General features: G+C 73.0%; 23 protein-coding genes. 19 read left to right on the top strand and 4 right to left on the bottom strand.

The features are described from left to right. Positions 1-127 precede the first annotated feature (127 nt). Positions 128-2341: an elongation factor G-like protein EF-G2 gene (locus QPK52_RS22750; RefSeq protein WP_410539306.1), complete on the bottom strand. Its 2214-nt coding sequence runs from the start codon at positions 2339-2341 to the stop codon at positions 128-130. 314 nt (positions 2342-2655) lie between these two features. Here QPK52_RS22750 and pgsA point away from each other — a divergent pair, with 314 nt between their 5' ends. The 15 genes from pgsA (at position 2656) to QPK52_RS22825 (ending at position 18476) form a co-directional block, all read left to right on the top strand. Further along, complete coding sequence (gene pgsA, locus QPK52_RS22755) at positions 2656-3366, top strand: phosphatidylinositol phosphate synthase (protein ID WP_410539308.1); 711 nt, start codon at positions 2656-2658, stop codon at positions 3364-3366. Continuing rightward, on the top strand, positions 3363-4310 hold the full coding sequence (locus QPK52_RS22760; RefSeq protein ID WP_410539309.1) for a phosphatidylinositol mannoside acyltransferase: 948 nt from the start codon (positions 3363-3365) through the stop codon (positions 4308-4310). The genes pgsA and QPK52_RS22760 overlap by 4 nt, the downstream gene beginning before the upstream one ends. Beyond that, the gene (locus QPK52_RS22765) at positions 4307-5479 is read left to right on the top strand and encodes a glycosyltransferase family 4 protein (protein WP_410539310.1); all 1173 of its coding nucleotides are present in this window, start codon (positions 4307-4309) and stop codon (positions 5477-5479) included. The genes QPK52_RS22760 and QPK52_RS22765 overlap by 4 nt, the downstream gene beginning before the upstream one ends. Positions 5480-5500: 21 nt before the next feature. After that, positions 5501-6061 (top strand): hypothetical protein, encoded by a 561-nt coding sequence (locus tag QPK52_RS22770; protein ID WP_410539312.1) that lies wholly within the window; start codon positions 5501-5503, stop codon positions 6059-6061. Between the two features lie 255 nt (positions 6062-6316). Next, a complete protein-coding gene (gene pdxS / locus QPK52_RS22775) occupies positions 6317-7246 on the top strand; it encodes a pyridoxal 5'-phosphate synthase lyase subunit PdxS (protein ID WP_410539313.1) in 930 nt (309 codons plus the stop codon). A gap of 149 nt (positions 7247-7395) precedes the next feature. Beyond that, entirely contained in the window at positions 7396-7989 is a 594-nt protein-coding gene (gene pdxT, locus QPK52_RS22780) for a pyridoxal 5'-phosphate synthase glutaminase subunit PdxT (protein WP_410539314.1), read from the top strand. Between the two features lie 69 nt (positions 7990-8058). After that, complete coding sequence (locus QPK52_RS22785; protein WP_093662518.1) at positions 8059-8811, top strand: YebC/PmpR family DNA-binding transcriptional regulator; 753 nt, start codon at positions 8059-8061, stop codon at positions 8809-8811. Positions 8812-8949: 138 nt separating this feature from the next. Next, positions 8950-9609, top strand: coding sequence for a crossover junction endodeoxyribonuclease RuvC (gene ruvC, locus QPK52_RS22790; protein WP_410539316.1), 660 nt, complete (start codon positions 8950-8952; stop codon positions 9607-9609). Beyond that, positions 9606-10241, top strand: coding sequence for a Holliday junction branch migration protein RuvA (gene ruvA, locus QPK52_RS22795; protein WP_410539317.1), 636 nt, complete (start codon positions 9606-9608; stop codon positions 10239-10241). Before ruvC ends, ruvA begins: the two co-directional genes overlap by 4 nt. A 149-nt stretch (positions 10242-10390) precedes the next feature. Next, on the top strand, positions 10391-11479 hold the full coding sequence (gene ruvB / locus QPK52_RS22800) for a Holliday junction branch migration DNA helicase RuvB (protein ID WP_410539319.1): 1089 nt from the start codon (positions 10391-10393) through the stop codon (positions 11477-11479). 163 nt (positions 11480-11642) lie between these two features. Next, complete coding sequence (gene yajC, locus QPK52_RS22805) at positions 11643-12080, top strand: preprotein translocase subunit YajC (RefSeq protein WP_410539320.1); 438 nt, start codon at positions 11643-11645, stop codon at positions 12078-12080. A gap of 115 nt (positions 12081-12195) precedes the next feature. Then, complete coding sequence (gene secD, locus QPK52_RS22810) at positions 12196-14022, top strand: protein translocase subunit SecD (protein ID WP_410539321.1); 1827 nt, start codon at positions 12196-12198, stop codon at positions 14020-14022. A 1-nt stretch (position 14023) separates the two neighbouring features. After that, positions 14024-15151 (top strand): protein translocase subunit SecF, encoded by a 1128-nt coding sequence (secF, locus tag QPK52_RS22815; RefSeq protein ID WP_410539322.1) that lies wholly within the window; start codon positions 14024-14026, stop codon positions 15149-15151. Between the two features lie 4 nt (positions 15152-15155). Beyond that, positions 15156-15716, top strand: a complete 561-nt coding sequence (locus tag QPK52_RS22820; protein ID WP_093662611.1) for an adenine phosphoribosyltransferase — start codon at positions 15156-15158, stop codon at positions 15714-15716. 255 nt (positions 15717-15971) lie between these two features. Continuing rightward, complete coding sequence (locus QPK52_RS22825; protein ID WP_410539323.1) at positions 15972-18476, top strand: RelA/SpoT family protein; 2505 nt, start codon at positions 15972-15974, stop codon at positions 18474-18476. A 106-nt stretch (positions 18477-18582) separates the two neighbouring features. Here QPK52_RS22825 and QPK52_RS22830 read toward each other — a convergent pair whose 3' ends face one another. Together QPK52_RS22830 and QPK52_RS22835 are read right to left on the bottom strand one after the other, a co-directional pair. Beyond that, the gene (locus tag QPK52_RS22830; RefSeq protein ID WP_410539324.1) at positions 18583-19812 is read right to left on the bottom strand and encodes a DUF349 domain-containing protein; all 1230 of its coding nucleotides are present in this window, start codon (positions 19810-19812) and stop codon (positions 18583-18585) included. A 281-nt stretch (positions 19813-20093) separates the two neighbouring features. After that, positions 20094-20957: a peptidylprolyl isomerase gene (locus QPK52_RS22835; protein WP_410539326.1), complete on the bottom strand. Its 864-nt coding sequence runs from the start codon at positions 20955-20957 to the stop codon at positions 20094-20096. 192 nt (positions 20958-21149) lie between these two features. Between QPK52_RS22835 and QPK52_RS22840 the strand changes: the two genes are divergently transcribed. The 4 genes from QPK52_RS22840 (at position 21150) to QPK52_RS22855 (ending at position 25358) form a co-directional block, all read left to right on the top strand. Then, on the top strand, positions 21150-21872 hold the full coding sequence (locus tag QPK52_RS22840) for an MBL fold metallo-hydrolase (RefSeq protein ID WP_093662536.1): 723 nt from the start codon (positions 21150-21152) through the stop codon (positions 21870-21872). Between the two features lie 13 nt (positions 21873-21885). Then, a complete protein-coding gene (hisS, locus tag QPK52_RS22845; RefSeq protein WP_093662538.1) occupies positions 21886-23145 on the top strand; it encodes a histidine--tRNA ligase in 1260 nt (419 codons plus the stop codon). Positions 23146-23203: 58 nt separating this feature from the next. Continuing rightward, on the top strand, positions 23204-23866 hold the full coding sequence (locus QPK52_RS22850; protein WP_410539327.1) for a vitamin K epoxide reductase family protein: 663 nt from the start codon (positions 23204-23206) through the stop codon (positions 23864-23866). A gap of 124 nt (positions 23867-23990) precedes the next feature. Next, a complete protein-coding gene (locus tag QPK52_RS22855; protein WP_410539328.1) occupies positions 23991-25358 on the top strand; it encodes a replication-associated recombination protein A in 1368 nt (455 codons plus the stop codon). Between the two features lie 58 nt (positions 25359-25416). Here QPK52_RS22855 and QPK52_RS22860 read toward each other — a convergent pair whose 3' ends face one another. Beyond that, a complete protein-coding gene (locus QPK52_RS22860) occupies positions 25417-26154 on the bottom strand; it encodes a DUF2470 domain-containing protein (RefSeq protein ID WP_410539329.1) in 738 nt (245 codons plus the stop codon). Between the last annotated feature and the right edge of the window lie 60 nt (positions 26155-26214).

The following is a 26214-nucleotide window of genomic DNA, read 5'->3' on the forward strand; positions in this document are numbered from 1 at the left end:
ACTCCGCTCGCGCCGTCCGACGTCAGGCTCGTACCGACCGTTCCCAACCACGGCCCGCCGCACACCTTTCGGTGCCCGCCCGTGCCGGGCCCGACGCCGCGGCGCTCAGCGTACCGTCACCACGGGGTCACGCCACGCGGCTTTCGGCCTGCCCGCGGATCCGCTCCGCGACCTGCCGCGGCACCGGCTCGTGGCGCAGGTAGGAGCGGGAGAAGCGGCCCGTGCCGTGCGAGAGGGAGCGCAGGTCCACCGCGTAGCGGCCGATCTCCGACTGGGGGGCCTCCGCGCGCACCAGGGTGCTGCCGCCGGGGATCTGCTCGGTGCCCACCACCCGGCCGCGCCGCCCCGACAGATCGCTCATCACCGCGCCCACGTACTCGTCGGCGACCGTCACCCGCACCTCGTCGACCGGCTCCAGCAGGTGGATCCGCGCGCCGGCGGCGGCCTCGCGCAGCGCCAGGGCGCCCGCCGTCTGGAAGGCGGCGTCGGAGGAGTCCACCGAGTGCGCCTTGCCGTCGACGAGGGTGACGCGCACGTCCACCAGCGGACAGCCGGTGGCCACCCCGCGCGCCGCCTGGGCCCGCACCCCCTTCTCCACCGAGGGGATGAACTGGCGCGGCACCGCGCCCCCCACCACCTCGTCGGCGAACTCGACGCCCGAACCGGCCGGCAGCGGCTCCACGGTGATCTCGCAGACGGCGTACTGGCCGTGACCGCCGGACTGCTTGACGTGCCGCCCCCGCGCGGAGGCCCGTTCGGCGAACGTCTCGCGCAGGGCCACCCGGTGGGGTACGGCGTCCACCCGGACGCCGTAACGGGTGCGCAGCCGCTCCAGCGCCACGTCCCGGTGGGCCTCGCCCATGCACCACAGCACCAGCTGGCGGGTGTCGGGGTTCTGCTCCAGGCGCAGGGTGGGGTCCTCGGCGGTCAGCCGGGCCAGCCCCTGGGAGAGCCTGTCCTCGTCGCTCCTGGCGTGCGCCTCCACGGCCACCGGCAGCAGCGGGTCGGGCATCACCCACGGCTCCATCACCAGCGGATCGCCCTTGTCCGACAGGGTGTCGCCGGTCTCGGCCCTGGTGAGTTTGGCGACACAGGCCAGATCACCCGCCACGGCCAGCGGCACATGCCGCTGCTGCCCGCCGAAGGGGCTGGTCAGGGCGCCGACGCGCTCGTCCACGTCGTGGGGCTGCCCGGTGGAGGCGCCGTCGTGGTCCGTCAGGCCGTGGCCGCAGACGTGCACGGGGACGTCCGGGCGCAGAGTGCCGGAGAAGACCCGCACCAGCGACATCCGCCCGACGTAGGGGTCGGAGGACGTCTTTATCACCTCGGCCGCCAGCGGGCCGTCGGGGTCGCACTCCAGCGGGGGGCGGGGCCGTCCGTCGGGGGTGGTGACCGGGGGGATCTCGCGCTCCCCCGGGGTGGGGAAGCCGCGGGTGACCAGCTCCAGCAGCTCGACCGTGCCCAGGCCCTGCCGTGCTCCCTCCGCGGCGGGGGCCGCGGCCAGGACGGGGTGGAACACACCGCGGGCGACGGCCTTCTCCAGATCCCGCACCAGCGTTTCCACCTCGACGTCCGCACCGCCGAGGTAGCGGTCCATCAGGGTCTCGTCCTCGCTCTCGGCGATGATGCCCTCGATCAGCCGGGCGCGGGCGTCGGCGATCAGCGGAAGGTGCTCGGGGTCGGGGGCACGCTCGGCGCGCTCGCCGGCGGAGTAGTCGCAGATCCGCTGCGACAGCAGCCCGATCAGCCCGGCGACCGGCGCGTGCCCGTCGGGCCCCGGCTCTCCGAGCAGGGGCAGGTACAGCGGGAGCACGGCGTCGGGGTCGTCGCCGCCGAAGACCCGCCGGCAGATGTCGGTCATCTCCTCGAAGTCGGCGCGGGATGCCTCCAGATGGGTGACGACGATGGCGCGCGGCATCCCGACGGCGGCGCACTCCTCCCACACCAGGCGGGTGGAACCGTCCACGCCGTCGGCGGCCGAGACGACGAAGAGGGCCGCGTCCGCGGCCCGCAGACCGGCCCGCAGCTCCCCGACGAAGTCGGCGTAGCCGGGGGTGTCCAGGAGGTTGACCTTGACCCCGTCCCACTCCAGGGGGACCAGGGAGAGCTGGACCGAGCGCTGCTGCCGGTGCTCGATGTCGTCGTGGTCGGAGACCGTGGTGCCGTCCTCGACCCGGCCCGCGCGGCCCAGCGCGCCCGAGGTCTGGGCGAGCGCCTCGACCAGTGTCGTCTTCCCCGCGCCGCCGTGGCCGACCAGCACCACGTTCCGGATGGAACCGGGCCGGTCGGCCACCGGCGCCCTTCCCGCGGCCCCGGTGTGCGTACTGGTCCTGTCGCCCATGTCTTCCGCCTCCCGGTCCGCGCGGCTGGGTCGGATGGTCGTGCCGGATCGCACAAGAGGTGCTCCTTCGAGCTTTCCACCGCCACCGGAGTCCGTCCATACGTGGCATTCGGCACTACCGGGGGTACAGGTGCGAAACTCTCCGTTCATGCGCGAAGCTCACCCGGCAGGGCGAAACCGGACTCCCCGGCCCGCCCTTCGCCGCCACCGCCGCGGACGCCGTGACGCACCGGCGGAGCCCCGGACGCGGCTGGCTACGATGGGCGCGCCGACGGCCCCCCGGCCGCCGGCCCACCTCGACCTCCGGGAAGGCCATGCTGAACAAGTACGCGCGTGCGTTCTTCACGCGTGTTCTCACACCGTTCGCCGCCCTGCTCCTCCGGCTGGGGGTCAGCCCCGACACGGTCACGCTCATCGGCACCGGCGGAGTCATGGCGGGGGCGCTGGCCTTCTTCCCCCGCGGCGAGTTCTTCTGGGGCACCGTCGTCATCACCCTGTTCGTCTTCTCCGACCTGGTCGACGGCACCATGGCGCGGCAGTCGGGCCGTTCCAGCCGCTGGGGCGCCTTCCTGGACTCCACCCTCGACCGCATCGCCGACGCGGCCGTCTTCGGCGGCATCGCGCTGTGGTACGCGGGCGGGGGCGACGACCCGGTGCTGTGCGCGGTGGCGATCTTCTGCCTGGCGAGCGGCCAGGTCGTGTCGTACACCAAGGCACGCGGCGAGAGCATCGGGCTGCCGGTGAACGTCAACGGCCTGGTCGAGCGCGCCGAGCGACTGGTGATCACCCTGGTGTGCGCCGGGCTCGCCGGGTTCGAGACCACCTTCGGCGTCCCGTACATCGGGATCCTGCTGCCCGTCGCCCTGTGGGTGGTGGCCGCGGGCAGTCTGGTGACGATCCTGCAGCGCATGGTGACGGTCCGGCGGGAGGCCGCCGAAGCCGAGGCCGGCCGGGCCGGAGGAGAGGCCGCGGGGCCGGGACGCGGCGGAGCCGCCGCGACCGAGCAGGGGGGCGGCAGCTCATGAGGGAGCGGATGACCGGCGCCCTGTACGGGCTGGGCTGGGGCGCGGTCAAGCGCCTCCCCGAGCCCGCGGCCGCGGCCCTGGGCCGCGCCATCGCCGACGCCGCCTGGCGGCGCCGGGGCCGGGGCGTGCTGCGCCTGGAGGCCAACTACGCCCGGGTGGTCCCCGGTGCGGGGCCCGAGCGGCTCGCCGAGCTGTCCCGCGCGGGCATGCGCTCGTACCTGCGCTACTGGATGGAGTCCTTCCGGCTGCCGGTGTGGGACGCGGCGCGCATCCGCGACGGCGTCGAGGTCACCGACCTGCACCGGCTCACCGGCACGCTCGGCTCCGGCCGCGGTGTGATCCTGGCGCTGCCGCACATGGGCAACTGGGACCTGGCCGGCGCCTACCTCACCACCGGTCTGGGCATCCCGTTCACCACCGTCGCCGAACGCCTCAGGCCCGAGACCCTGTACGACCGCTTCGTCGCCTACCGCGAGGGCCTGGGCATGGAGGTGCTGCCGCACACCGGCGGCGCGGCCTTCGGCACCCTGGCCCGGCGGCTGCGCGCGGGCGGGCTGGTGGCACTGGTGGCCGACCGGGACCTGTCCTCCTCCGGCATCGAGGTGGACTTCTTCGGCGAACCGGCCCGGATGCCCGCCGGCCCCGCCATGCTGGCGCTGCAGACCGGGGCCGCACTGCTGCCGGCGTACCTGTGGTTCGACGACTCGCCCGTGATGAAGGGGCGCGTCCTGCCGCCGGTGGAGGCGCCCGCCGAGGGCACCCGCAAGGAGAAGGCCGCAGCCATGACCCAGGCGGTGGCGGACGGCTTCGCGACCGGCATCGCCGAGCACCCCGAGGACTGGCACATGCTGCAGAGACTGTGGTCGGCGGACCTCGCGCCGCGGGCCGGGACGGAGAACGGAACCGGCCCGGGCCCGGCCGGCCGGGGGGCGGGACGGCGGTGAGGATCGGCATCGTCTGCCCCTACTCCTGGGACGTCCCCGGCGGCGTCCAGTTCCACATCCGGGACCTGGCCCAGCACCTCACCGGCCTCGGGCACGAGGTCTCCGTCCTCGCCCCGGCCGAGGAGGAGACCTCCCTGCCGCCGTACGTCGTGCCGGCCGGGCGGGCCGTCCCCGTCCCGTACAACGGCTCGGTCGCCCGGCTGAACTTCGGCTTCCTGTCGGCGGCGCGGGTGCGCCGCTGGGTGCACGAGGGCGCCTTCGACGTCCTGCACATCCACGAGCCCGCCGCGCCCTCGCTCTCCCTGCTCGCCTGCTGGGCGGCGCAGGGGCCGATCGTGGCCACCTTCCACACCTCCAACCCGCGCTCGCGGGCGATGATCGCCGCCTACCCGATCCTGCAGCCCGCGCTGGAGAAGATCAGCGCGCGGATCGCGGTCAGCGAGTACGCCCGCCGCACCCTGGTCGAGCACCTGGGCGGGGACGCGGTCGTCATCCCCAACGGCGTGGACGTGGGCTTCTTCGCGGCCGCCGAGCCCAAGGCCGAGTGGCAGGGCCGCGACGGCGGGAACACCATCGGCTTCATAGGGCGCATCGACGAGCCCCGCAAGGGCCTGCCCGTGCTGATGCGGGCGTTGCCGCACATCCTCGCCGAACGCCCCGGCACCCGGCTGCTGGTGGCCGGGCGCGGCGACGAGGAGGAGGCCGTCGCCGGCCTGCCGCGCGAGCTGCGCGACCGCGTGGAGTTCCTGGGCATGGTCAGCGACGAGGACAAGGCGCGGCTGCTGCGCAGCGTGGACCTGTACATCGCCCCCAACACCGGCGGCGAGTCCTTCGGCATCATCCTGGTGGAGGCGATGTCGGCCGGGGCCCCGGTGCTCGCCAGCGATCTGGACGCCTTCGCCCAGGTGCTGGACGGGGGAGAGGCCGGCGAACTGTACGCCAATGAGGACGCCGGTGCGCTGGCCGCCGCCGCGGTGCGCCTGCTGGGCGACCCGGAGCGGCTCGCTGCGCTGCGCGAGCGCGGCAGCCGCCACGTACGCCGCTTCGACTGGTCCACCGTCGGGGCCGACGTCCTGGCCGTCTACGAGACCGTCACCGACGGCGCAGCCTCGGTCGCGCCGGACGAGCGGGTGGGACTGCGTGCCCGGCTGGGCCTGGCCCGCGACTGAACCGAGGGGAACCTTCCGACCGTGACCACCACGATCGTCTGGATCGCGGCGGCGCTGCTGCTCGTCGCCGTCTACCTGAGCTGGACCGCCGGACGCCTGGACCGGCTGCACGCCCGGATCGACGCGGCCCGCGCCGCCCTGGACGCGCAGTTGCTGCGGCGCGCATCCGTCGCACAGGAGCTGGCCACCGCGGGGGTGCTGGACCCGGCCGCCTCCATCGTCCTGTACCAGGCCGCGCACGACGCCCGGCAGGCCGAGGAGGAGCAGCGGGAGGTCGCCGAGAGCGAGCTCAGCCAGGCCCTGCGCGCGGTGTTCGCCGAGAGCGCGCAGCTGGAGGCGGTACGGGCGGCGCCCGGCGGCGAGGCGACGGCCGAGGAGCTGGCCGCCGCGGTGCGCCGGGTGCCGATGGCGCGGCGCTTCCACAACGACGCGGTGCGGGCCGCCCGCGCGCTGCGCCGGCACCGCAAGGTGCGCTGGTTCCGGCTGGCCGGACACGCCCCCTTCCCGCTGGCCTTCGAGATGGACGACGAACCGCCGGCGGTCCTGGCGGACCGGGCGGGACCGGCCGGGGAAGGCCACTGACTTCCGATTGGCCCTTTCGCGGGGGCCGATCGCCCCGTTTCATCGGTCCTGTAGCAGGGATCACCGTGAACTGGACCGGACGGCGGGCCCGGCAGGGAATCGAACGGCTCTACGATGGGTTCACAGTACGGCCGCCGCGCCCGTCCGCGCGGGTGGCCCGGCCGTCCGCCGGCCGGCGCCGTCCGCCGACGTCCACCGTCCCGGCCGTCCCAACCCGTCCCAATCGCTGTCACCGTCGCCGAGTGAGGTCACACCTTGTCCACCACGCCTTCCAGCACGCCCGAAACCGCCGCCGCGTCGACGCCCGAGACCGGTACCGCGCGCGTCAAGCGCGGTATGGCCGAGCAGCTCAAGGGCGGTGTGATCATGGACGTGGTCACCCCGGAGCAGGCGAAGATCGCCGAGGACGCCGGTGCCGTCGCGGTCATGGCCCTGGAGCGGGTGCCCGCCGACATCCGCAAGGACGGCGGTGTCGCCCGCATGTCCGACCCGGACATGATCGAGGGGATCATCGACGCCGTCTCCATCCCGGTGATGGCCAAGTCCCGCATCGGCCACTTCGTCGAGGCCCAGGTGCTCCAGGCCCTCGGCGTGGACTACATCGACGAGTCCGAGGTCCTCACCCCGGCCGACGAGGTCAACCACAGTGACAAGTGGGCCTTCACCACGCCCTTCGTCTGCGGTGCCACCAACCTGGGCGAGGCCCTGCGCCGGATCGCCGAGGGCGCGGCCATGATCCGCTCCAAGGGCGAGGCCGGCACCGGCAACGTCGTCGAGGCCGTACGCCACCTGCGCCAGATCAAGAACGAGATCGCCCGCCTGCGCGGCTACGACAGCAACGAGCTGTACGCCGCCGCCAAGGAGCTGCGCGCCCCCTACGAGCTGGTCAAGGAGGTCGCCGAGCTGGGCAAGCTGCCGGTCGTGCTGTTCTCCGCCGGCGGTGTGGCCACCCCGGCCGACGCCGCGCTGATGCGACAGCTCGGCGCCGAGGGCGTCTTCGTCGGCTCGGGCATCTTCAAGTCCGGCGACCCGGTCAAGCGCGCCGCCGCCATCGTGAAGGCCACCACCTTCTTCGACGACCCCAAGGTCATCGCGGACGCCTCCCGCGGCCTGGGAGAGGCCATGGTCGGCATCAACTGCGACACCCTCACCGAGGCCGAGAGGTTCGCCGGCCGCGGCTGGTGACCCGCGGCGCACACCGCGCCGCCGCCACGCCCCCGGCGGAGGGCGGCCCGCGCACCGCGCCGCGGGCCGCCCCCGTACGTCCCGCCCCCGTACGTCCCGCCCCGCCCGTCCCCACGCCATTTCCGTACGTCCGTGAAGAGGTGCGCCCCGTGACCACCCCCGCCATCGGAGTCCTCGCCCTCCAGGGCGACGTCCGCGAACACCTCGCCGCGCTGGAGGCGGCCGGTGCCGACGCCCGCACCGTCCGCCGCCCCGAGGAACTCGCCGCGGTCGACGGCCTGGTGATCCCCGGCGGCGAGTCCACCACCATCTCCAAGCTGGCCACCGCCTTCGGGCTGATGGAGCCGCTGCGCGAGCGGGTCCGCTCGGGCATGCCGGCCTACGGGTCCTGCGCGGGCATGATCATGCTCGCCGACAAGATCCTCGACCCCCGCTCCGGCCAGGAGACGGTCGGCGGGATCGACATGATCGTGCGCCGCAACGCCTTCGGCCGGCAGAACGAGTCGTTCGAGGCGTCCGTCGAGATGGCCGGGGTGGAGGGCGGGCCGGTCGAGGGCGTCTTCATCCGCGCGCCCTGGGTGGAGTCCACCGGGGCGGAGGTGGAGGTGCTGGCGGTCTTCGACGGCCACCCCGTCGCCGTGCGCCAGGGCTCCCTGCTGGCCACCGCCTTCCACCCCGAGCTCACCGGTGACCACCGCGTGCACCGGCTCTTCACCGGGGTGGTGCGCTCGGCGGCACGGTGATCCGCCGGTGTCACCCGCTGTAGTATCGGCCCGTTGATTCCTCCGTTGGCGACATGAAGGAGCGAGGCTGTGTCCGGCCACTCCAAGTGGGCAACCACCAAGCACAAGAAGGCCGTGATCGATGCCAAGCGCGGCAAGCTCTTCGCCAAGCTGATCAAGAACATCGAGGTCGCGGCCCGGATGGGCGGCCCCGACCCCGACGGCAACCCCACCCTCTACGACGCCATCCAGAAGGCGAAGAAGAGCTCCGTCCCCAACAACAACATCGACCGTGCGGTCAAGCGGGGCGCGGGCCTGGAGGCGGGCGGCGCCGACTACCAGACGATCATGTACGAGGGCTACGGTCCCAACGGCGTCGCGGTCCTGATCGAGTGCCTCACCGACAACCGCAACCGCGCGGCCTCCGACGTGCGCGTCGCCATGACCCGCAACGGCGGCTCCATGGCCGACCCGGGCTCGGTGTCGTACCTGTTCAACCGCAAGGGCGTCGTGATCGTCCCCAAGGGCGACCTGACCGAGGACGACGTGCTGGCCGCCGTCCTGGAGGCGGGCGCCGAGGAGGTCAACGACCTCGGCGAGTCCTTCGAGGTCATCAGCGAGGCGAGCGATCTGGTCGAGGTGCGCACCGCGCTGCAGAAGGCGGGCATCGACTACGACTCGGCGGACGCGAACTTCGTCCCCACCATGCAGGTGGAGCTGGACGAGGAGGGCGCCCGCAAGATCTTCAAGCTGATCGACGCGCTGGAGGACAGCGACGACGTGCAGAACGTCTTCGCCAACTTCGACGTGTCCGACGACGTCATGGCCAAGGTCGAGGCCTGACCTTCCGCACGTCCGGGCGCAGCCCGGTGCGGGGCCCGGCGTCGGCCCTCTTCCGTGTCGCCCTCCGGCGTTGTCGGTGGCAGCCGATAACCTGCGGGAACAGGTGATCGAACGACCAGTGGACGGAAGGGGGCCGCGGTGCGCGTGCTCGGCGTGGACCCGGGGCTGACCCGCTGCGGCATCGGCGTGGTGGAGGGGACCGCGGGCCGCCCGCTGCGGATGGGCGGGGTCGGCGTCGTGCGGACCCCCGCCGACGCCGAGGTGCCCGACCGGCTGGTGCTCGTCGAGCGCGGCATAGAGGAGTGGCTGGAGGAGTACCGGCCCGACGTCGTCGCCGTGGAGCGCGTGTTCAGCCAGCACAACGTGCGCACCGTGATGGGCACCGCGCAGGCCAGCGCGGTCGCCATGCTCTGCGCGGCCCGGCGCGGCCTCCCGGTCGCCCTGCACACCCCCAGCGAGGTCAAGGCCGCCGTCACCGGCACCGGCCGGGCGGACAAGGCCCAGGTCGGTGCGATGGTCACCAGACTGCTGCGGCTGGACGCCCCGCCCAAGCCCGCCGACGCCGCCGACGCCCTGGCACTGGCCATCTGCCACATCTGGCGCGCCCCCGCCCAGGACCGGCTCCAGCAGGCCAGACTCCAGCAGACCCGGCACCAGCAGCTCCACCGCCGGCAGATCCGCGCCGCCCGGGCCGTCTCCGAGGCGGTGGCGGGAGCGGAGCCGGCCCCGGCGCCCGGATCCGCGCCGCCCGCCGCGCCCGCCCGACGAACCCAGCGCACCCCGAAGGACAGCCGATGATCGCCTTCGTATCCGGACCGGTCGCAGCCCTCTCCCCGGACACCGCCGTGATCGAGGTCGGCGGCATCGGCATGGTCCTCCACTGCACCCCCGGCACCCTGACCGGCCTGCGCGTCGGTGAGCACACCCGGCTGGCCGCCTCACTGGTGGTCCGCGAGGACTCCCTGACGCTCTACGGCTTCGCCGACGACGACGAGCGGCAGGTCTTCGAACTGCTCCAGACCGCCAGCGGCGTCGGCCCGCGGCTGGCCCAGGCCATGCTCGCCGTCCACAGCCCCGACGCGCTGCGGCTGGCGGTCTCCACCGGAGACGAGAAGGCACTCACCGCCGTACCCGGCATCGGGAAGAAGGGCGCGCAGAAACTGCTGCTGGAACTGAAGGACAGGCTCGGCGAGCCGCTGGGCACCGGGGCCGCGGCGGCCGGCCGCGTCCCCGGCCCGGCCGCGGGCGAACCCGGCTGGCGCGAGCAGCTCCACGCCGCCCTGGTGGGCCTGGGCTACGCACCACGCGAGGCGGAGGACGCGGTCGCCGCCGTCACGCCGCAGGCCGAGGCGGCACTGGCCGATGGCGGCCGGCCGCCGGTGCCCCAGCTCCTCCGCGCCGCCCTGCAGACCCTGAACCGCGCACGCTGAGACGCCGGTCCGTGCCGCCGCGGCGGCACGGACCGGCGACGGACCGACGAGAGACCGACCATGACGCCGCACTCCCCGCCCCGCCTCCGCCCCACGGACCGGAACCCCGCCCCGGCCGCCGTCCCGCCCACCGCCCCGGGGAGGCCGTCATGAGCTGGGAGGACCACCCCGGCCACACCGACGGCGGCGCCGAACGCCTGGTCGGAGCCACGGCCGACGGCGAGGACACGGCGGTCGAGGCCGCGCTGCGCCCCAAGGACCTGGCGGAGTTCGTCGGGCAGTCCAAGGTGCGCGAACAGCTCGATCTGGTGCTGCGCGCGGCCCGGGCCCGCGGCGGCACCGCCGACCACGTGCTGCTCTCCGGCGCCCCCGGCCTGGGCAAGACCACCCTGTCCATGATCATCGCGGCGGAGATGGGCGCCCCCATCCGCATCACCTCCGGGCCGGCCATCCAGCACGCCGGGGACCTGGCCGCGATCCTCTCCTCCCTCACCGAGGGCGAGGTCCTCTTCCTCGACGAGATCCACCGCATGTCGCGGCCCGCCGAGGAGATGCTCTACATGGCGATGGAGGACTTCCGCGTCGACATCATCGTCGGCAAGGGGCCCGGCGCCACCGCCATCCCCCTGGAACTGCCGCCCTTCACCCTGGTCGGCGCCACCACCCGGGCCGGCCTGCTGCCGCCGCCGCTGCGCGACCGCTTCGGCTTCACCGCCCACATGGAGTTCTACGAGCCGGCCGAACTGGAGCAGGTCATCCACCGCTCCGCCCGGCTGCTGGACGTGGAGATAGACGCCGAGGGCGCCGCCGAGATCGCCGGGCGCTCCCGCGGCACCCCCCGCATCGCCAACCGGCTGCTGCGCCGGGTGCGCGACTACGCCCAGGTCAGGGCCGACGGCCTGATCACCCGGGAGATCGCCGGACAGGCCCTGGCGGTCTACGAGGTGGACGACCGGGGCCTGGACCGCCTGGACCGGGCGGTGCTGGACGCCCTGCTCAGGCTGTTCGGCGGCGGCCCGGTCGGCCTGTCCACGCTGGCCGTCGCGGTGGGCGAGGAGCGTGAGACGGTGGAGGAGGTCGCCGAGCCGTTCCTCGTCCGGGAGGGGTTGCTGGCCCGCACCCCCCGGGGCCGGATCGCCACTCCCGCGGCATGGGAGCACATGGGGCTCACCCCGCCCCGGCAGCCGCCGGCGTCCGCACCGGGAGGGCCGGGCCAACCCGGTCTCTTCGGATCGTGACGGCGTGCGAACTCGCCCCTGGCGGAACCTCAGTGCGATGCTTGACGTTGTTCCCCAAGCGCGGGCTCGCTTAGACTCCGCCGACGCCCTCCGTCCCGGAGGGCATGACCACCCCCGAATACCAGGCCGCTTCCCAGCGGTCGTGTGAAGGAAACCTTCCGCCGTGGATATTGGACTTCTCCTCCCCTTCATCATCCTCATCGGGGCCATGCTCCTGATGACGCGCTCGGCCAAGAAGAAGCAGCAGCAGGCCATGCAGATGCGCGACCGGATGGAGCCAGGCACCGGCATCCGTACGATCGGTGGCATGTACGCGTTGGTGAAGGAGGTCCACTCCGACACGGTCCTCCTGGAGGTGGCGCCGGGCGTACACGCGGTCTACGCGAAGAACGCCGTCGGCGCGGTGCTGGAGGCCGACGAGTACGAGCGCATCGTCAACGGTGAGGACCACGACGCGGACACCCCCGTCGTCCCGGACGACGCCTCCTCGCTGGTCTCCGACGGCAGCACCGGAAAGACCGACCTGAGCAAGACGGACTCCTCCGCCGACGACGCGGAGACCGGGGACGCCAAGCGGAAGGGCGACACCGACTCCAACTGAGTCGCCCCGCCGCCGGCCCCGACGGGCCCGGCGGTGCCGCACGTCCTTACGACCACTTCGCGCGCCGCGCGGCGACCATTCGAGCGCGGGCGGTTGGACAGGGAGATACGAGAAGGTGGCAGCACCGAAGAAAGGTCGCAGATCACCGGGCACCCAGGGACGGCCGTGGCGCTCCCTGGCGCTCATCCTGGTGGCCATGGTGGCGCTCACCGGAGGCATGTTCCTCTCCGGGCACACCACGCCCCGCCTGGGCATCGACCTCGCCGGCGGCACGAGCATCACGCTCACGGCCAAGGCCCAGCCCGGCAAGGAGGAGGCGATCAACGAGACCAACATGAACACCGCCGTCTCCATCATCGAGCGGCGGGTCAACGGTCTGGGCGTCGCCGAGGCCGAGGTGCGGACGCAGGGTGCCGAGAACATCGTCGTCAACATCCCGCGGGGCACCGACGAGAAGCAGGCCCGGGAGCAGGTCGGCACCACCGCCCAGCTCGCGTTCCGCCCGGTCCTGACCGTCGCGTCCGGAGCCCCCGCCCAGCCCCAGCCGGACCCCTCGGCGAGTCCGTCGGGCGCCGCCGGTGAGAAGGACGAGAAGGCGAAGGACGGCGAGAAGGCCGAGGAGGCGACGGACGGCGAGAAGTCCGGCGACTCCTCCGCGACCCCCTCGCCCGAGGTCTCCACCCAGGGCCGGGCCGTCACCGAGGACCTGCTGGCCGAAGGCTCCGAGTCGCCCACCCCCTCGGCGCCCGCGTCCGGGAGCGAGGAGGCCGAGGAGCCCGCCGACCCCGAGCCCTCCCAGCCTGCTCCGGCGCCGGACGCCGGCATCCCGGCCGACCTGCAGAAGAAGCTCGACGCACTGGACTGCGCCACCGACGAGGGCCGCTCCAAGGCCAGTCGGGCCGCCGCCGAGGCGGAGAACTCCGAGCCCGTCGCGTCCTGCGACGAGAGTGGCCTGTACAAGTACGCGCTCGGCCCCGTCGCCGTCCCCGGCACCAACGTCACCGACGCCGCGGCCCTCTTCGACGACCAGCGCGCCCAGGGCTGGATCGTCACCATGGAGTTCGACTCCAACGGCGCCGAGAAGTTCGCCGACATCACCCAGGAGCTCTCCACCCAGACCGAGCCGCGCAACCAGTTCGCGATCGTGCTGGACGGCGAGGTCGTCTCCGCCCCCCGCGTCTCCGAGCGGCTCGGCGGCGGCAGCGCCGAGATCTCCGGCAGCTTCAACCAGCAGTCCGCCGAGGAACTGGCCAACATCCTGTCCTACGGCGCCCTGCCGCTCTCCTTCGAGGAGAGCAACGTGACCACCATCTCGCCCACGCTCGGCTCCGAGCAGCTCAAGGCGGGCCTGATCGCCGGAGCCATCGGCCTGGTGCTGGTCGTCGCGTACCTGATCTTCTACTACCGGGTGCTGGCGCTGGTCGCGATCTCCAGCCTGGTGGCCGCGGCCATCCTCACCTACGTCGTCATGACCCTGCTCGGCCCGGCCATCGGCTTCGCGCTGAGCCTGCCGGCCATCTGCGGCGCCATCGTGGCCATCGGCATCACCACGGACTCCTTCATCGTCTACTTCGAGAGGATCCGCGACGAGATCCGCGAGGGCCGCTCCATCCGGGCCGCCTTCGAGCGGGCCTGGCCCAGCGCCCGGCGGACCATCCTGGTCTCCGACGTGGTCTCGATCATCGCCGCGATCGTGCTGTTCATCGTCTCGATCGGATCGGTCCAGGGCTTCGCCTTCGTGCTCGGCCTGACGACCGCGCTGGACCTGGCCATCGTCTTCCTGCTGACCAAGCCGATGATGACGATCATGGCCGGCCGCAAGTTCTTCACCAGCGGCCATCCGTGGTCCGGACTCGACCCGAAGCGGCTCGGGGTCACCCCGCCGCTGCACCGGGGCCGCCGCGCCGCGGTCGCCGCCCCCGCCGAACCGAAGGAGGCCTGAGATGTCACGATTCGGTGACCTCGGCGGCAAGCTGTACCGCGGCGAGGCCAGCTACGACTTCGTCGGAAAGCGGAAGCTCTGGTACGGCGTCACGCTGCTGCTGATGCTGATCTCCCTGGTGGGTCTGGGGGCCCGCGGCCTGTACATGGGCATCGAGTTCCAGGGCGGTGCCGTCTTCACCACCCCGCCCACCCAGATGTCGATCGAGGAGGCCCGCGAGACCGCCCAGGAGGTCTCCGGCACCGAGCCCCGCATCCAGGAACTGGGCAGCGGCGCGCTGCGCATCCAGGTCACCGGGCTGGACAACGAGCAGTCGGAGAAGACCCGCGCGGCCCTCGCCGACGAGCTCGGCCTGGAGGCCCAGGAGCTGGACACCGAGCTGGTGGGCCCGAGCTGGGGCGACCAGATGAGCAGCAAGGCGATCCAGGGCCTGATCGTCTTCCTCGTCCTGGTCAGCGTCTACCTGGCCATCGCCTTCGAGTGGCGGATGGCGGTGGGCGCCATGGGCGCCCTGATGCACGACCTGGTCGTCACCGTCGGCGTCTACGCCATCGTCGGCTTCGAGGTGACCCCGGGCACGGTGGTCGGCATCCTGACGATCCTCAGCTACTCGCTGTACGACACGGTGGTGGTCTTCGACAAGGTCAAGGAGAAGACCCGCGGCCTGCTCAAGCAGAACCGCCACACCTACGGCGAGCTGGCCAACCTCGGCATCAACGCCACCGTGGTCCGCTCCGTCAACACCTCGGTGGTCGCCCTGCTGCCGGTGGCCGGACTGCTGTTCATCGGCACCGGCCTGCTCGGCGGCGGCATGCTCAAGGACATCTCGCTGTCGCTGTTCATCGGCCTCGCCGCCGGTACGTTCTCCTCCATCTTCATCGCCACCCCGATCGTGGTGGACCTCAAGCTCCGCTCGCCGGAGATCAAGGCCCACGACCGGCGGACGCTGGCCAAGCGGGCCAAGGGCGGCGACGGAGCCGAGGAGACCGAGGAGACGGGCGAGAACGCGGACTCCGGTGCGCGGCGGCCGGCGGAGGCCGGCGCCGCGACGGCCGGAGCCGTCGGCGGACCCCGCTCGCCGGAGTCCGGCAGCCGCGGGCGCGGGCGTCCCTCCGGACGGCGGCGGTGACCCGATGATCTCCGTCACCGCCGACTTCGAGAGGCTGCGCGGCCTGCTGCTCAGCAGGATCCGCGACGTGCCCGACTACCCCAAGCCGGGAGTGCTGTTCAAGGACATCACTCCGCTCCTGGCCGATCCCGAGGCCTTCACCGCCCTCACCGACGCACTGGCCGGCCTCGCCCGGGAGCGCGGCGCCACCAAGGTGGTCGGCCTGGAGGCGCGCGGCTTCATCCTGGCCGCCCCGGCGGCGGTGCGGGCCGGCGTCGGCTTCATCCCCGTGCGCAAGGCGGGCAAGCTGCCCGGCGCCACCCTGTCGCAGGCGTACGAGCTGGAGTACGGCAGCGCCGAGATCGAGATCCACGCCGAGGACCTCACCACCGAGGACCGGGTGCTGGTGATCGACGACGTGCTGGCCACCGGCGGCACCGCCGAGGCGTCGCTGCGCCTGATCCGCCGCTCGGGTGCGCAGGTCGCCGGCGTCGCGGTCCTGATGGAGCTGGGCTTCCTGCCCGGCCGGACCAGACTGGAGGCAGCCCTGGAGGGCGCTCCGCTGGACGTCGTGATCACCGTCTGAGAGCAGCCGGTGCCGCCGCGGCACCGACTTCGCGGAGGGGATGGCCCGGAGCGCTCCGGGCCATCCCCTCCGTCGCTTCCGGCCCTCCGCCTGTGACACCCTCGAAGACGTCCGAAGACATCCGAGGCCACCCCGCGCCGGCGCCCGGCTCGTTCCGGGGCCGGGGTGGATACCATGGCAGTCCGGCCTGTTCCCGGCCGGAACCGCCCTCCTCACGCCGCGACCGGCGAGGAGGGGCCCACCGAGGAGTTGCCCTTGCCAGACGAGGCCAAGCCGCTCACCGCAGCGCAGCAGCAGGACGCCGGCAGGCCGGCGAAGCCCTCCACGGCAGGCGCCACCGCGGCCGGGAAGCGCGGCGGCGCCCCCAAGCCGTCGCAGTCCACCGCCCCGCCCGCGGGCGGGAAGCGCGACGACGCGGCCTCCCGGGACAAGGCCTCGGCCACCCGCGCCGTCTCGGGCGTCTCCGGGCGCTCGGGCTCCTCCAACCGCGTCCGCGCCCGCCTGGCCCGCCTCGGCGTCCAGCGGTCCAGCCCCTACAACCCCGTGCTGGAACCGCTGCTGCGGATCGTCCGGAGCAACGACCCCAAGGCCGACACCTCCACCCTGCGCCAGATCGAGCGCGCCTACCAGGTCGCCGAGCGGTGGCACCGCGGGCAGAAGCGCAAGAGCGGCGACCCGTACATCACCCACCCGCTGGCCGTCACCACCATCCTCGCCGAGCTGGGCATGGATCCGGCCACCCTGATGGCCGGCCTGCTGCACGACACGGTGGAGGACACCGAGTACGGCCTGGACACCCTGCGCCGCGACTTCGGCGACCAGGTGGCCCTCCTCGTCGACGGCGTCACCAAGCTGGACAAGGTCAAGTTCGGCGAGGCGGCCCAGGCCGAGACGGTCCGCAAGATGGTCGTCGCCATGGCCAAGGACCCCAGGGTGCTGGTCATCAAGCTCGCCGACCGCCTGCACAACATGCGCACCATGCGCTACCTCAAGCGGGAGAAGCAGGAGCAGAAGGCCCGCGAGACGCTGGAGATCTACGCCCCGCTCGCCCACCGCCTGGGCATGAACACCATCAAGTGGGAGCTGGAGGACCTCGCCTTCGCGATCCTCTACCCCAAGATGTACGACGAGATCGTCCGGCTGGTCGCCGAGCGCGCGCCCAAGCGCGACGAGTACCTGGCGACCGTCATCGACGAGGTCCAGGCCGACCTGCGCGGCGCCCGCATCAAGGCGACCGTCACCGGCCGCCCCAAGCACTACTACAGCGTCTACCAGAAGATGATCGTGCGGGGCCGCGACTTCGCCGAGATCTACGACCTGGTGGGCATCCGCGTCCTGGTCGACACCGTCCGCGACTGCTACGCGGCGCTGGGGACCGTCCACGCCCGGTGGAACCCGGTGCCGGGGCGGTTCAAGGACTACATCGCGATGCCCAAGTTCAACATGTACCAGTCGCTGCACACGACGGTCATCGGGCCCGGCGGCAAGCCGGTCGAGCTGCAGATCCGCACCTACGACATGCACCGCCGCGCCGAGTACGGCATCGCCGCGCACTGGAAGTACAAGCAGGAGGCCGTCGCCGGCGCCTCCAAGGTCCGCACCGACGCGCCCGCCAGGAAGGGCGATGCCGTCAACGACATGGCGTGGCTGCGGCAGCTGCTGGACTGGCAGAAGGAGACCGAGGACCCGGGCGAGTTCCTGGAGTCGCTGCGCTTCGACCTCTCGCGCAACGAGGTCTTCGTCTTCACGCCCAAGGGCGACGTCATAGCGCTCCCGGCGGGCGCCACCCCCGTGGACTTCGCCTACGCCGTCCACACCGAGGTCGGCCACCGCACCATCGGCGCACGCGTCAACGGGCGCCTGGTGCCGCTGGAGTCCACCCTGGACAACGGCGACCTGGTGGAGGTCTTCACCTCCAAGTCGCCCGGCGCCGGCCCCTCCCGCGACTGGCTGAGCTTCGTCAAGTCGCCGCGCGCCCGCAACAAGATCCGCGCCTGGTTCTCCAAGGAGCGGCGCGAGGAGGCCATCGAGCAGGGCAAGGACGCCATCGTGCGGGCCATGCGCAAGCAGAACCTGCCGATCCAGCGGATCCTCACCGGCGACTCCCTGGTCACCCAGGCGCACGAGATGCGCTACCCCGACATCTCGGCGCTCTACGCGGCCATCGGCGAGGGCCATGTCTCCGCGCAGAACGTCGTCCAGAAGCTGATCCAGGCCATCGGCGGCGAGGAGGCCGCCAACGAGGACATCGCCGAGACCGTCCCGCCCCTGCGCCGGCGTACCAAGCGGCGCTCCAGCGCGGACCCGGGCGTGATCGTCAAGGGCGTGGAGGACGTGTGGGTCAAGCTGGCCCGCTGCTGCACGCCCGTGCCCGGCGACCCGATCCTCGGGTTCGTCACCCGCGGCAACGGCGTCTCCGTCCACCGCGCCGACTGCGTCAACGTCGACTCGCTCTCGCGCGAGCCGGAGCGGATGCTGGAGGTGGAGTGGGCGCCCACCCAGTCCTCGGTCTTCCTGGTCGCCATCCAGGTCGAGGCGCTGGACCGCTCCCGGCTGCTGTCGGACGTCACCCGCGTGCTGTCCGACCAGCACGTGAACATCCTCTCCGCGGCCGTCCAGACCTCCCGGGACCGGGTGGCCATCTCCCGCTTCACCTTCGAGATGGGCGACCCCAAGCACCTGGGGCACGTGCTGAAGGCGGTGCGCGGGGTGGAGGGCGTCTACGACGTCTACCGCGTCACCTCGGCCCGCCGGTCGTAGCCCGGTCCACCCGTCCGGTCCGCCCGGCCGAGGCCGGGCGGACCGGGCGGCCCCGGCACCTTCGAAGGTGCCGGGGCCGCCCGTCGTGTACCCGCGTCCCGCGCTCTCAGCCGCTGAACTCCCGCAGCCCCTTGAGGGCCTGGTCCAGCAGGGCCTGCCGGCCCGCGAGCTCGCGCTCCAGCTTCTCCGCCTTGGCGGTGTTGCCGGCCGCGCGGGCCTTCTCGATCTGCGCGCGGAGCTTGTCCACGGCGTCCTGGAGCTGGCCGGTCAGGCCCTCCGCGCGAGCCCGGGCCTCGGGGTTGGTGCGGCGCCACTCGGCCTCCTCGGCCTCCTGGATCGCCCGCTCCACCGCGTGCATCCGGCCCTCGATCCCGGCCCGGGCGTCCCGGGGCACATGGCCGACGGCGTCCCAGCGCTCGTTGATCGCGCGGAAGGCCGCACGGGCCGCCTTCAGATCGGTGACCGGGAGCAGCTTCTCCGCCTCGGCGGCCAGCTCCTCCTTGCGGGCCAGGTTCTCCCGCTGCTCGGCGTCCCGCTCGGCGAAGACCTCGCCGCGGGCGGCGAAGAAGACGTCCTGGGCGCCGCGGAAGCGCTGCCACAGCGCGTCCTCGTGTTCGCGCTGGGCCCGGCCCGCGGCCTTCCACTCCTGCATCAGCTCGCGGTAGCGGGCCGCCGTCGGGCCCCAGTCCGTCGAACCGGACAGGGCCTCCGCCTCGGCGACCAGCTTCTCCTTGCGCCGCCGGGCCTCCTCGCGCTGGGCGTCCAGCGACGCGAAGTGGGCCTTGCGCCGCTTGGAGAAGGCCGAGCGGGCGTGCGAGAAGCGGTGCCACAGCTCGTCGTCGGACTTGCGGTCCAGCCGGGGCAGGCCCTTCCAGGTGTCCACCAGGGCGCGCAGCCGCTCCCCGGCGGCCCGCCACTGGTCGCTGGCGGCGAGCTCCTCGGCCTCGGCGACCAGAGCCTCCTTGGCCTTGCGCGCCTCCTCGGCCTGTCGGGCCCGGGTGGCCTTGCGCTCCTCCCGGCGGGTCTCGATCAGCTCGGTGAGCTGGTCCAGCCGCCTGCCCAGGGCCTCCAGGTCGCCCACCGCGTGCGCCTCTTCGACCTGCTGCCGCAGGTGCCCGACGGCGGCCAGGGCGTCCTTGGCCGACAGGTCGGTGGTCTTCACCCGGCGCTCAAGGAGGTCGATCTCCACGACCAGGCCGTCGTACTTGCGCTCGAAGTAGGCCAGGGCCTCCTCTGGGGCTCCGGCCTGCCACGAGCCGACGACCTTCTCGCCGTCGGCGGTACGCACGTAAACGGTCCCCGTCTCATCGACGCGGCCCCACGGGTCGCTGCTCACAGCGCCTCCTCCACATGATGCCGACGGGAGGCGTGCGCTCCCCGGCATCGTCCACGGTTGTCATACGGCCGACGGTCGGATTCGACCGGTCGGGCCGGTCCGGCCGCACCGGTTCGACCGGCCGGCCGGAGGGTTTGCCCGGCCGTCGGCGCAGGCACCCCGTACAACGCCCAACATAGGCGACCGGTGCCCGCCCTGTCCGCATCCCGGGCGACCGAAATCCGGGTGCGCGGCCGCCGGGAGCGGCCGCCGGGCACGGACGCGGCACCGGCCGCCGGGGGTCACTTCTTCCGCACCGTCGCCTTGTCGATCACCACGGTCGCGTTCGGCTTGGTGTTGCCCGTCTGCGGGTCCGGGGTCATACCGGCGTCGGCGATCTTCTTCAGCACGTCCATGCCCTCGGTGACGGTGCCGAAGGGGGTGTAGTCCGGGGGCAGCTGGCTGTCCTCGTAGACCAGGAAGAACTGGCTGCCGCCGCTGTCCCGGCCCTCCTTGGTCTGGGCGTTGTACCGGTTGGCCATGGCGACCGTGCCCGCCGGATAGGTGCCCTTCTTCACCTTCGGGTCGTCGAGGTTCTCGTCCGGGATCGAGTAGCCGGGCTGCTGGACCTTGCCGTCCTCGGACATGCCGGTGCCGGTGCCGGTCGGGTCGCCGCACTGCAGCACGTAGATGCCCTGGTTCACCAGGCGGTGGCACGGGGAGTGGTCGAGGTAGCCCTCACCGGCCAGGAACTCGAAGGAGTTCACGGTGCGCGGCGTCTTGGCGGCGTCCATCTCGATCTCGATGTCGCCGCAGGTGGTCTCCAGCTTCATCGTGTAGGTGGCCGAGGTGTCGATCGACATCTTCGGCTCCTTCTTCCAGTGCTTCTCGCTCGGCTCGCCCTTCGCCGGCTTCTCGCAGGGGTCCGGGGCCTTGCTGGTGGGCGGGGCGGAGGGCTCGGCGGAGGCCTTGTCGGCCTTCTTGTCGCCCGCCGCCAGGCCGCCCGCGGCCGCGTAGGCGCCGCCGGCCGCCAGGACCAGGGCCAGGCCGCCCGCGATGGAGGCGTTGCGGATCCGCCCCTTGCGCCGTGCCTCGGCCCGCCGCTGCTGCTGACGCAGGTACTTCTCGCGGGCGAGCTGCTTGCGCCGCTGCTCACTGCTGACCACGGGTCGTCTCCTTCGAATCCTTCGGGGCGTCTGTACGAGGCGTGCGTACGCACACGTGTGCCACAGCTTGGGCCGTACGGTATACGGGATACGGGTTCGCGGGCTCCGTCCCGTCGCCGGTAGGCTCTGTAACCGCTGCCCGCGGCCGGTCCGACGGCCGCGGCATCCCTGCCGGACGACCGAAGGACGATCGTGCTCATTGCCGGGTTCCCCGCCGGGGCCTGGGGGACCAACTGCTATCTGGTCGCCCCCGCCGCGGGCGAGGAGTGCGTGATCATCGACCCGGGCCACCAGGCCGCCGAAGGCGTCGAGGAGGCCATAGCCAGGCACCGCCTCAAGCCGGTCGCCGTCGTCCTCACCCACGGCCACATCGACCACGTGGCCTCCGTGGTCCCGGTGTGCGGCGCGCACGGTGTGCCCGCCTGGATCCACCCGGAGGACCGGGAGATGATGAGCGACCCCGAGAAGTGGCTGGGCCGCTCCATCGGTCAGCCGCTGATGGGCGAGCTCTCCGTGGGGGAGCCGGACGACGTGGAGGAGCTGGCCGACGGCGCCGTGCTGTCCCTGGCCGGACTGGAGCTGACCGTCTCCCACGCGCCGGGCCATACCAGGGGGTCGGTGACCTTCCGGATGCCCGAGCAGGCCGACGTCCCGCCTGTGCTGTTCTCGGGCGACCTGCTGTTCGCCGGCTCCATCGGACGCACCGACCTGCCCGGTGGCGACCACGCCGAGATCCTGCGGTCGCTGGCACGCGTGTGCCTGCCCCTGGACGACTCGACCGTGGTGCTCTCCGGCCACGGTCCCCAGACCACCATCGGCCGCGAGCGCGCCACCAACCCGTTCCTGCGGGAGGTGGCCGCCGGCGGCCCGTTCGGAACGGGAGGCGGCACCGCCGCCCCGCGACGAGGAATGTGACGACGAAGAAGACGTGAGCACCTTCTCCGCCCCCAGGGGCACCTATGACCTGATCCCCCCGGAGTCGGCCGACTACCTCGCGGTGCGCGAGGCGATCGCCGCGCCGCTGCGGCGCGCCGGCTACGGCTACATCGAGACGCCCGGCTTCGAGAACGTCGAGCTGTTCGCCCGCGGTGTCGGCGAGTCCACCGACATCGTGACCAAGGAGATGTACACCCTCACCACCAAGGGAGGCAGCCGCCTGGCGCTGCGCCCCGAGGGCACCGCGCCGGTCGTCCGTGCCGTGCTGGAGCACAACCTGCACCGCGGCGCGCTGCCGGTGAAGGTCTGGTACTCCGGCTCGCAGTACCGCTACGAGCGCCCCCAGGCCGGCCGCTACCGGCACTTCTCCCAGGTCGGCGCCGAGGCGCTGGGCGCCGAGGACCCGGCCCTGGACGCCGAGCTGATCATCCTGGCGGTGGACGCGTACCGCTCGCTGGGGCTGCGGAACTTCCGGCTGCTGCTGAACTCCCTGGGCGACCGCGAGTGCCGCCCGGTCTACCGCGCGGCACTCCAGGACTTCCTGCGCGGACTCGACCTGGACGAGGACACCCGCGCCCGCGTCGAGATCAACCCGCTGCGCGTGCTGGACGACAAGCGCGAGGCCGTCCAGAAGCAGCTCGCCGGCGCGCCGATGATGCCCGACCACCTGTGCGAGGCGTGCAAGGAGTACCACGAGCAGGTGCGCGGGCTGCTGACGGCGGCCGGGGTGGAGTTCGAGGACGACGAGAAGCTGGTGCGCGGCCTGGACTACTACACCCGCACCACCTTCGAGTTCGTACACGACGGGCTCGGCTCGCAGTCCGCGGTCGGCGGCGGCGGCCGCTACGACGGCCTGTCGGAGATGATCGGCGGCCCGCCGCTGCCGTCGGTGGGCTGGGCGCTGGGAGTGGACCGCACGGTCCTGGCCCTGCGGGCCGAGGGCGTGGAGCTCCCGCAGCCCTCGCGCACCCAGGTCTTCGCCGTCCCGCTGGGGGAGGAGGCGCGGCGTGCGCTGTTCGGCGTGGTCACCGAGCTGCGCCGGCAGGGGATCGCGACGGACTTCGCGTACGGCGGCCGCGGTCTGAAGAACGGCATGAAGTCGGCCAACCGCTCGGGGGCGGCGTACGCCGTCGTGGCCGGGGAGCGGGATCTGGCCGAGGGGGTCGTCCAGGTCAAGAACCTCGACAGCGGCGAGCAGGTCCCGGTGCCGCTGGACGGTGTGGTGGCGGAACTGCGACGGAATCTCGCCTGACTCGTTGTGCGTTGTGCACAATGAAGAACCCCACCTGAGATGACGGGATGACTCGACCATGACGACGACCACGGCACCCCGGGACGAAGCGGCCCGCACCGGCGACGACGGCGGCGGGCCGCCCGCGGGGGGTGCCGTGGGCGCGGGCCGCGCCTACGCCCTGCTGCTGGTGATCACCGGACTGGCCGGAGTGCTCGCCGCCTGGGTGATCACGGTCGACAAGGTCAGACTGCTGGAGGCCAAGCTCACCGGGGACACGCTGGACATGGCGTGCGACATCAACCCGATCGTCTCCTGCGGCAGCGTGATGGAGAGCCCGCAGGCCGAGGCGTTCGGCTTCCCCAACCCGGTGCTCGGCCTGGTCACCTACGGCATGATCGTCGCCGTCGGCATGGGCCTGCTGGCCGGGGCGCGCTTCCCCCGCTGGTACTGGCTGACCATGAACGCCGGCATGCTCTTCGGAGTCGGCTTCTGCACCTGGCTGATGTACCAGTCGCTGTACGAGATCGGCAAGCTGTGCCTGTGGTGCAACCTGGCCTGGGTCGCCACCCTGCTGATGTTCTGGTACACGACCTTCCGCAACATCCACAACGGTTTCCTGCCCGCCCCGGCCTGGCTGCGCGAGGGCGTGCGGGAGTTTCACTGGGTGATCCCCGCGGTCCACGTCGGCATCATCGGCATGCTGGTCCTGACCCGCTGGTGGGACTTCTGGACGAGCTGATCCGCGAACGGCCGGAGGGCCGCCCCGCGCCGTCACCGGTGCGGGGCGGCCCTCCGGCCGTTCGCCCCGGCAGCGCCGGCGCTGCCGGTACGGCTGTCGGCGGCGTGACTTAGGGTTGCGTTCCGTGGAACCGGATCTGTTCACCGCCGCCGCCGAGGAGCGCCAGGAGAAGGACCCGTCCGCCTCCCCCCTGGCGGTCCGGATGCGGCCGCGCACCCTGGACGAGGTCGTCGGCCAGCAGCACCTGCTGCGTCCGGGCTCCCCGCTGCGCCGCCTGGTCGGCGAGGGCGGGAAGGGGCCCGCGGGGCCGTCGTCGGTGATCCTGTGGGGGCCGCCGGGCACCGGCAAGACGACCCTGGCCTACGTCGTCAGCAAGGCCACCGACAAGCGCTTCACGGAGTTGTCGGCCATCACCGCCGGGGTCAAGGAGGTCCGGGCCGTCATCGACGGCGCACGGCGCTCGTCGGGCGCCTACGGCAAGGACACCGTGCTCTTCCTGGACGAGATCCACCGCTTCAGCAAGGCGCAGCAGGACTCGCTGCTGCCGGCCGTGGAGAACCGCTGGGTCACCCTCATCGCGGCGACGACGGAGAACCCGTACTTCTCGGTGATCTCCCCGCTGCTGTCCCGCTCGCTGCTGCTGACCCTGGAGCCGCTGACCGACGACGACCTGCGCGGGCTGCTGCGCCGCGCGGTCGCCGACGAGCGCGGGCTGGCGGGCGCGGTGGAGCTGCCGGGGGACGCCGAGGCGCATCTGCTGCGGATCGCCGGCGGCGACGCGCGCCGGGCGCTCACCGCGCTGGAGGCGGGCGCGGGCGCGGCCCTGGACAAGGGCGAGCGGGAGGTCACCCTGGCGACGCTGGAGGAGGCCGTCGACCGGGCGGCGGTGAAGTACGACCGCGACGGGGACCAGCACTACGACGTGGCCAGCGCGCTCATCAAGTCCATCAGGGGATCGGACGTGGACGCGGCCCTGCACTACCTGGCCCGGATGATAGAGGCGGGGGAGGACCCGCGGTTCATCGCCCGGCGGCTGATGATCTCCGCCAGCGAGGACATCGGCCTGGCCGATCCCACGGCCCTGCAGACCGCCGTGGCCGCGGCACAGGCGGTGGCGATGATCGGCTTCCCCGAGGCGCGGATCACGCTCGCCCAGGCGACCGTCGCCCTGGCCCTCGCCCCGAAGTCCAACGCCGCCTACCTGGCGATCGACGCGGCCCTGGCGGACGTACGGGCGGGACTGGCCGGCCCCGTGCCGCGGCATTTGCGCGACGGCCACTACCAGGGCGCGAAGAAGATGGGCCACGGCGAGGGCTACCGGTACCCGCACGACCTGCCCGGCGGCATCGCCGCGCAGCAGTACGCCCCGGACGGCGTCCACGGCAGGCGCTACTACGAGCCGACGAGGTACGGGGCGGAGGCCCGGTACGCCGAGGTGGCGGAGCGGGTGCGGGCCAGGCTGCGGGGGGAGGGGGCGCCGGACAAGCCCTGAGGGCCCGCCGCCGGCTCCGCCGGGCCCCGCGCGTTCCCGGCGCCGGGCCCCGAACCCCTCAGGACGCGGAACCGGCCTCGAACAGGGCCCGGACCGCACGGCGCAACCCCGACGCGTCCCGCACCGGCCGCGGGAAGTCGAAGAGGGCGTCGAAACCCCGCCCCTCCGCGCAGAACCGCACCCGCAGCCCGAAGCGGTCCAGGGCCACGGGCACCACCGCCTCCCAGGCGGCGCAGGCCCGCTCCCGCTCGCCCAGCAGCGAGCACAGCCCGCGCAGCAGGTCGCCGTGGGCGGCGGCGAGGTGCTGCAGGAACTCGGCCTCGTGGCGTGCCAGGGGGTCGGGCGCCGCGGCGGTGAACTCGTCCGGCTCGACGTGCCCCTCACCCCGCAGATCGCCGATCCACCCCTCGCCGACCTCCAGCCGCAGCGGTGTCCACGCCGTGCCCGGGAACGGCCCCGAGGGGTGCCGCTCGGCCATCAGCCGGGCGCAGGACGCCCGCTCGCCGCCGGAGACGGGGGTGAGCCAGCCCGCGACCTCGGCCCGTCCGCGGACGCGGTGGGGCACCGCGACGGGCGCCACGTCGGTGATCTCCATCACGGCGGCCAGATCGCCGTCCCGGGCGTGGGCCGCGGCCCGGGCGGCCGGGGAACCGGCCGGGACCAGCAGGAGCACGTCCCCCTCGGGGGTGACGGCGCGGGCCTCGCAGGCGCCCCGGCCCGGCCACTCCGGATCGCCCGGGTCCGCACCGGGAATGACCAGGGCGGCCGAGGCGTTCGACTCGACGAGGGTACGCATCCGCTCGGCGGCTCCGGGCCGCCGTTCGTCAGGCTCCGCCTCGGGACGCGGCTGACCCCT

Origin of the sequence: Streptomyces sp. KL2, from assembly GCF_046529545.1 — a bacterium.
In the GTDB taxonomy this organism is placed as follows: domain Bacteria; phylum Actinomycetota; class Actinomycetes; order Streptomycetales; family Streptomycetaceae; genus Streptomyces; species Streptomyces radiopugnans.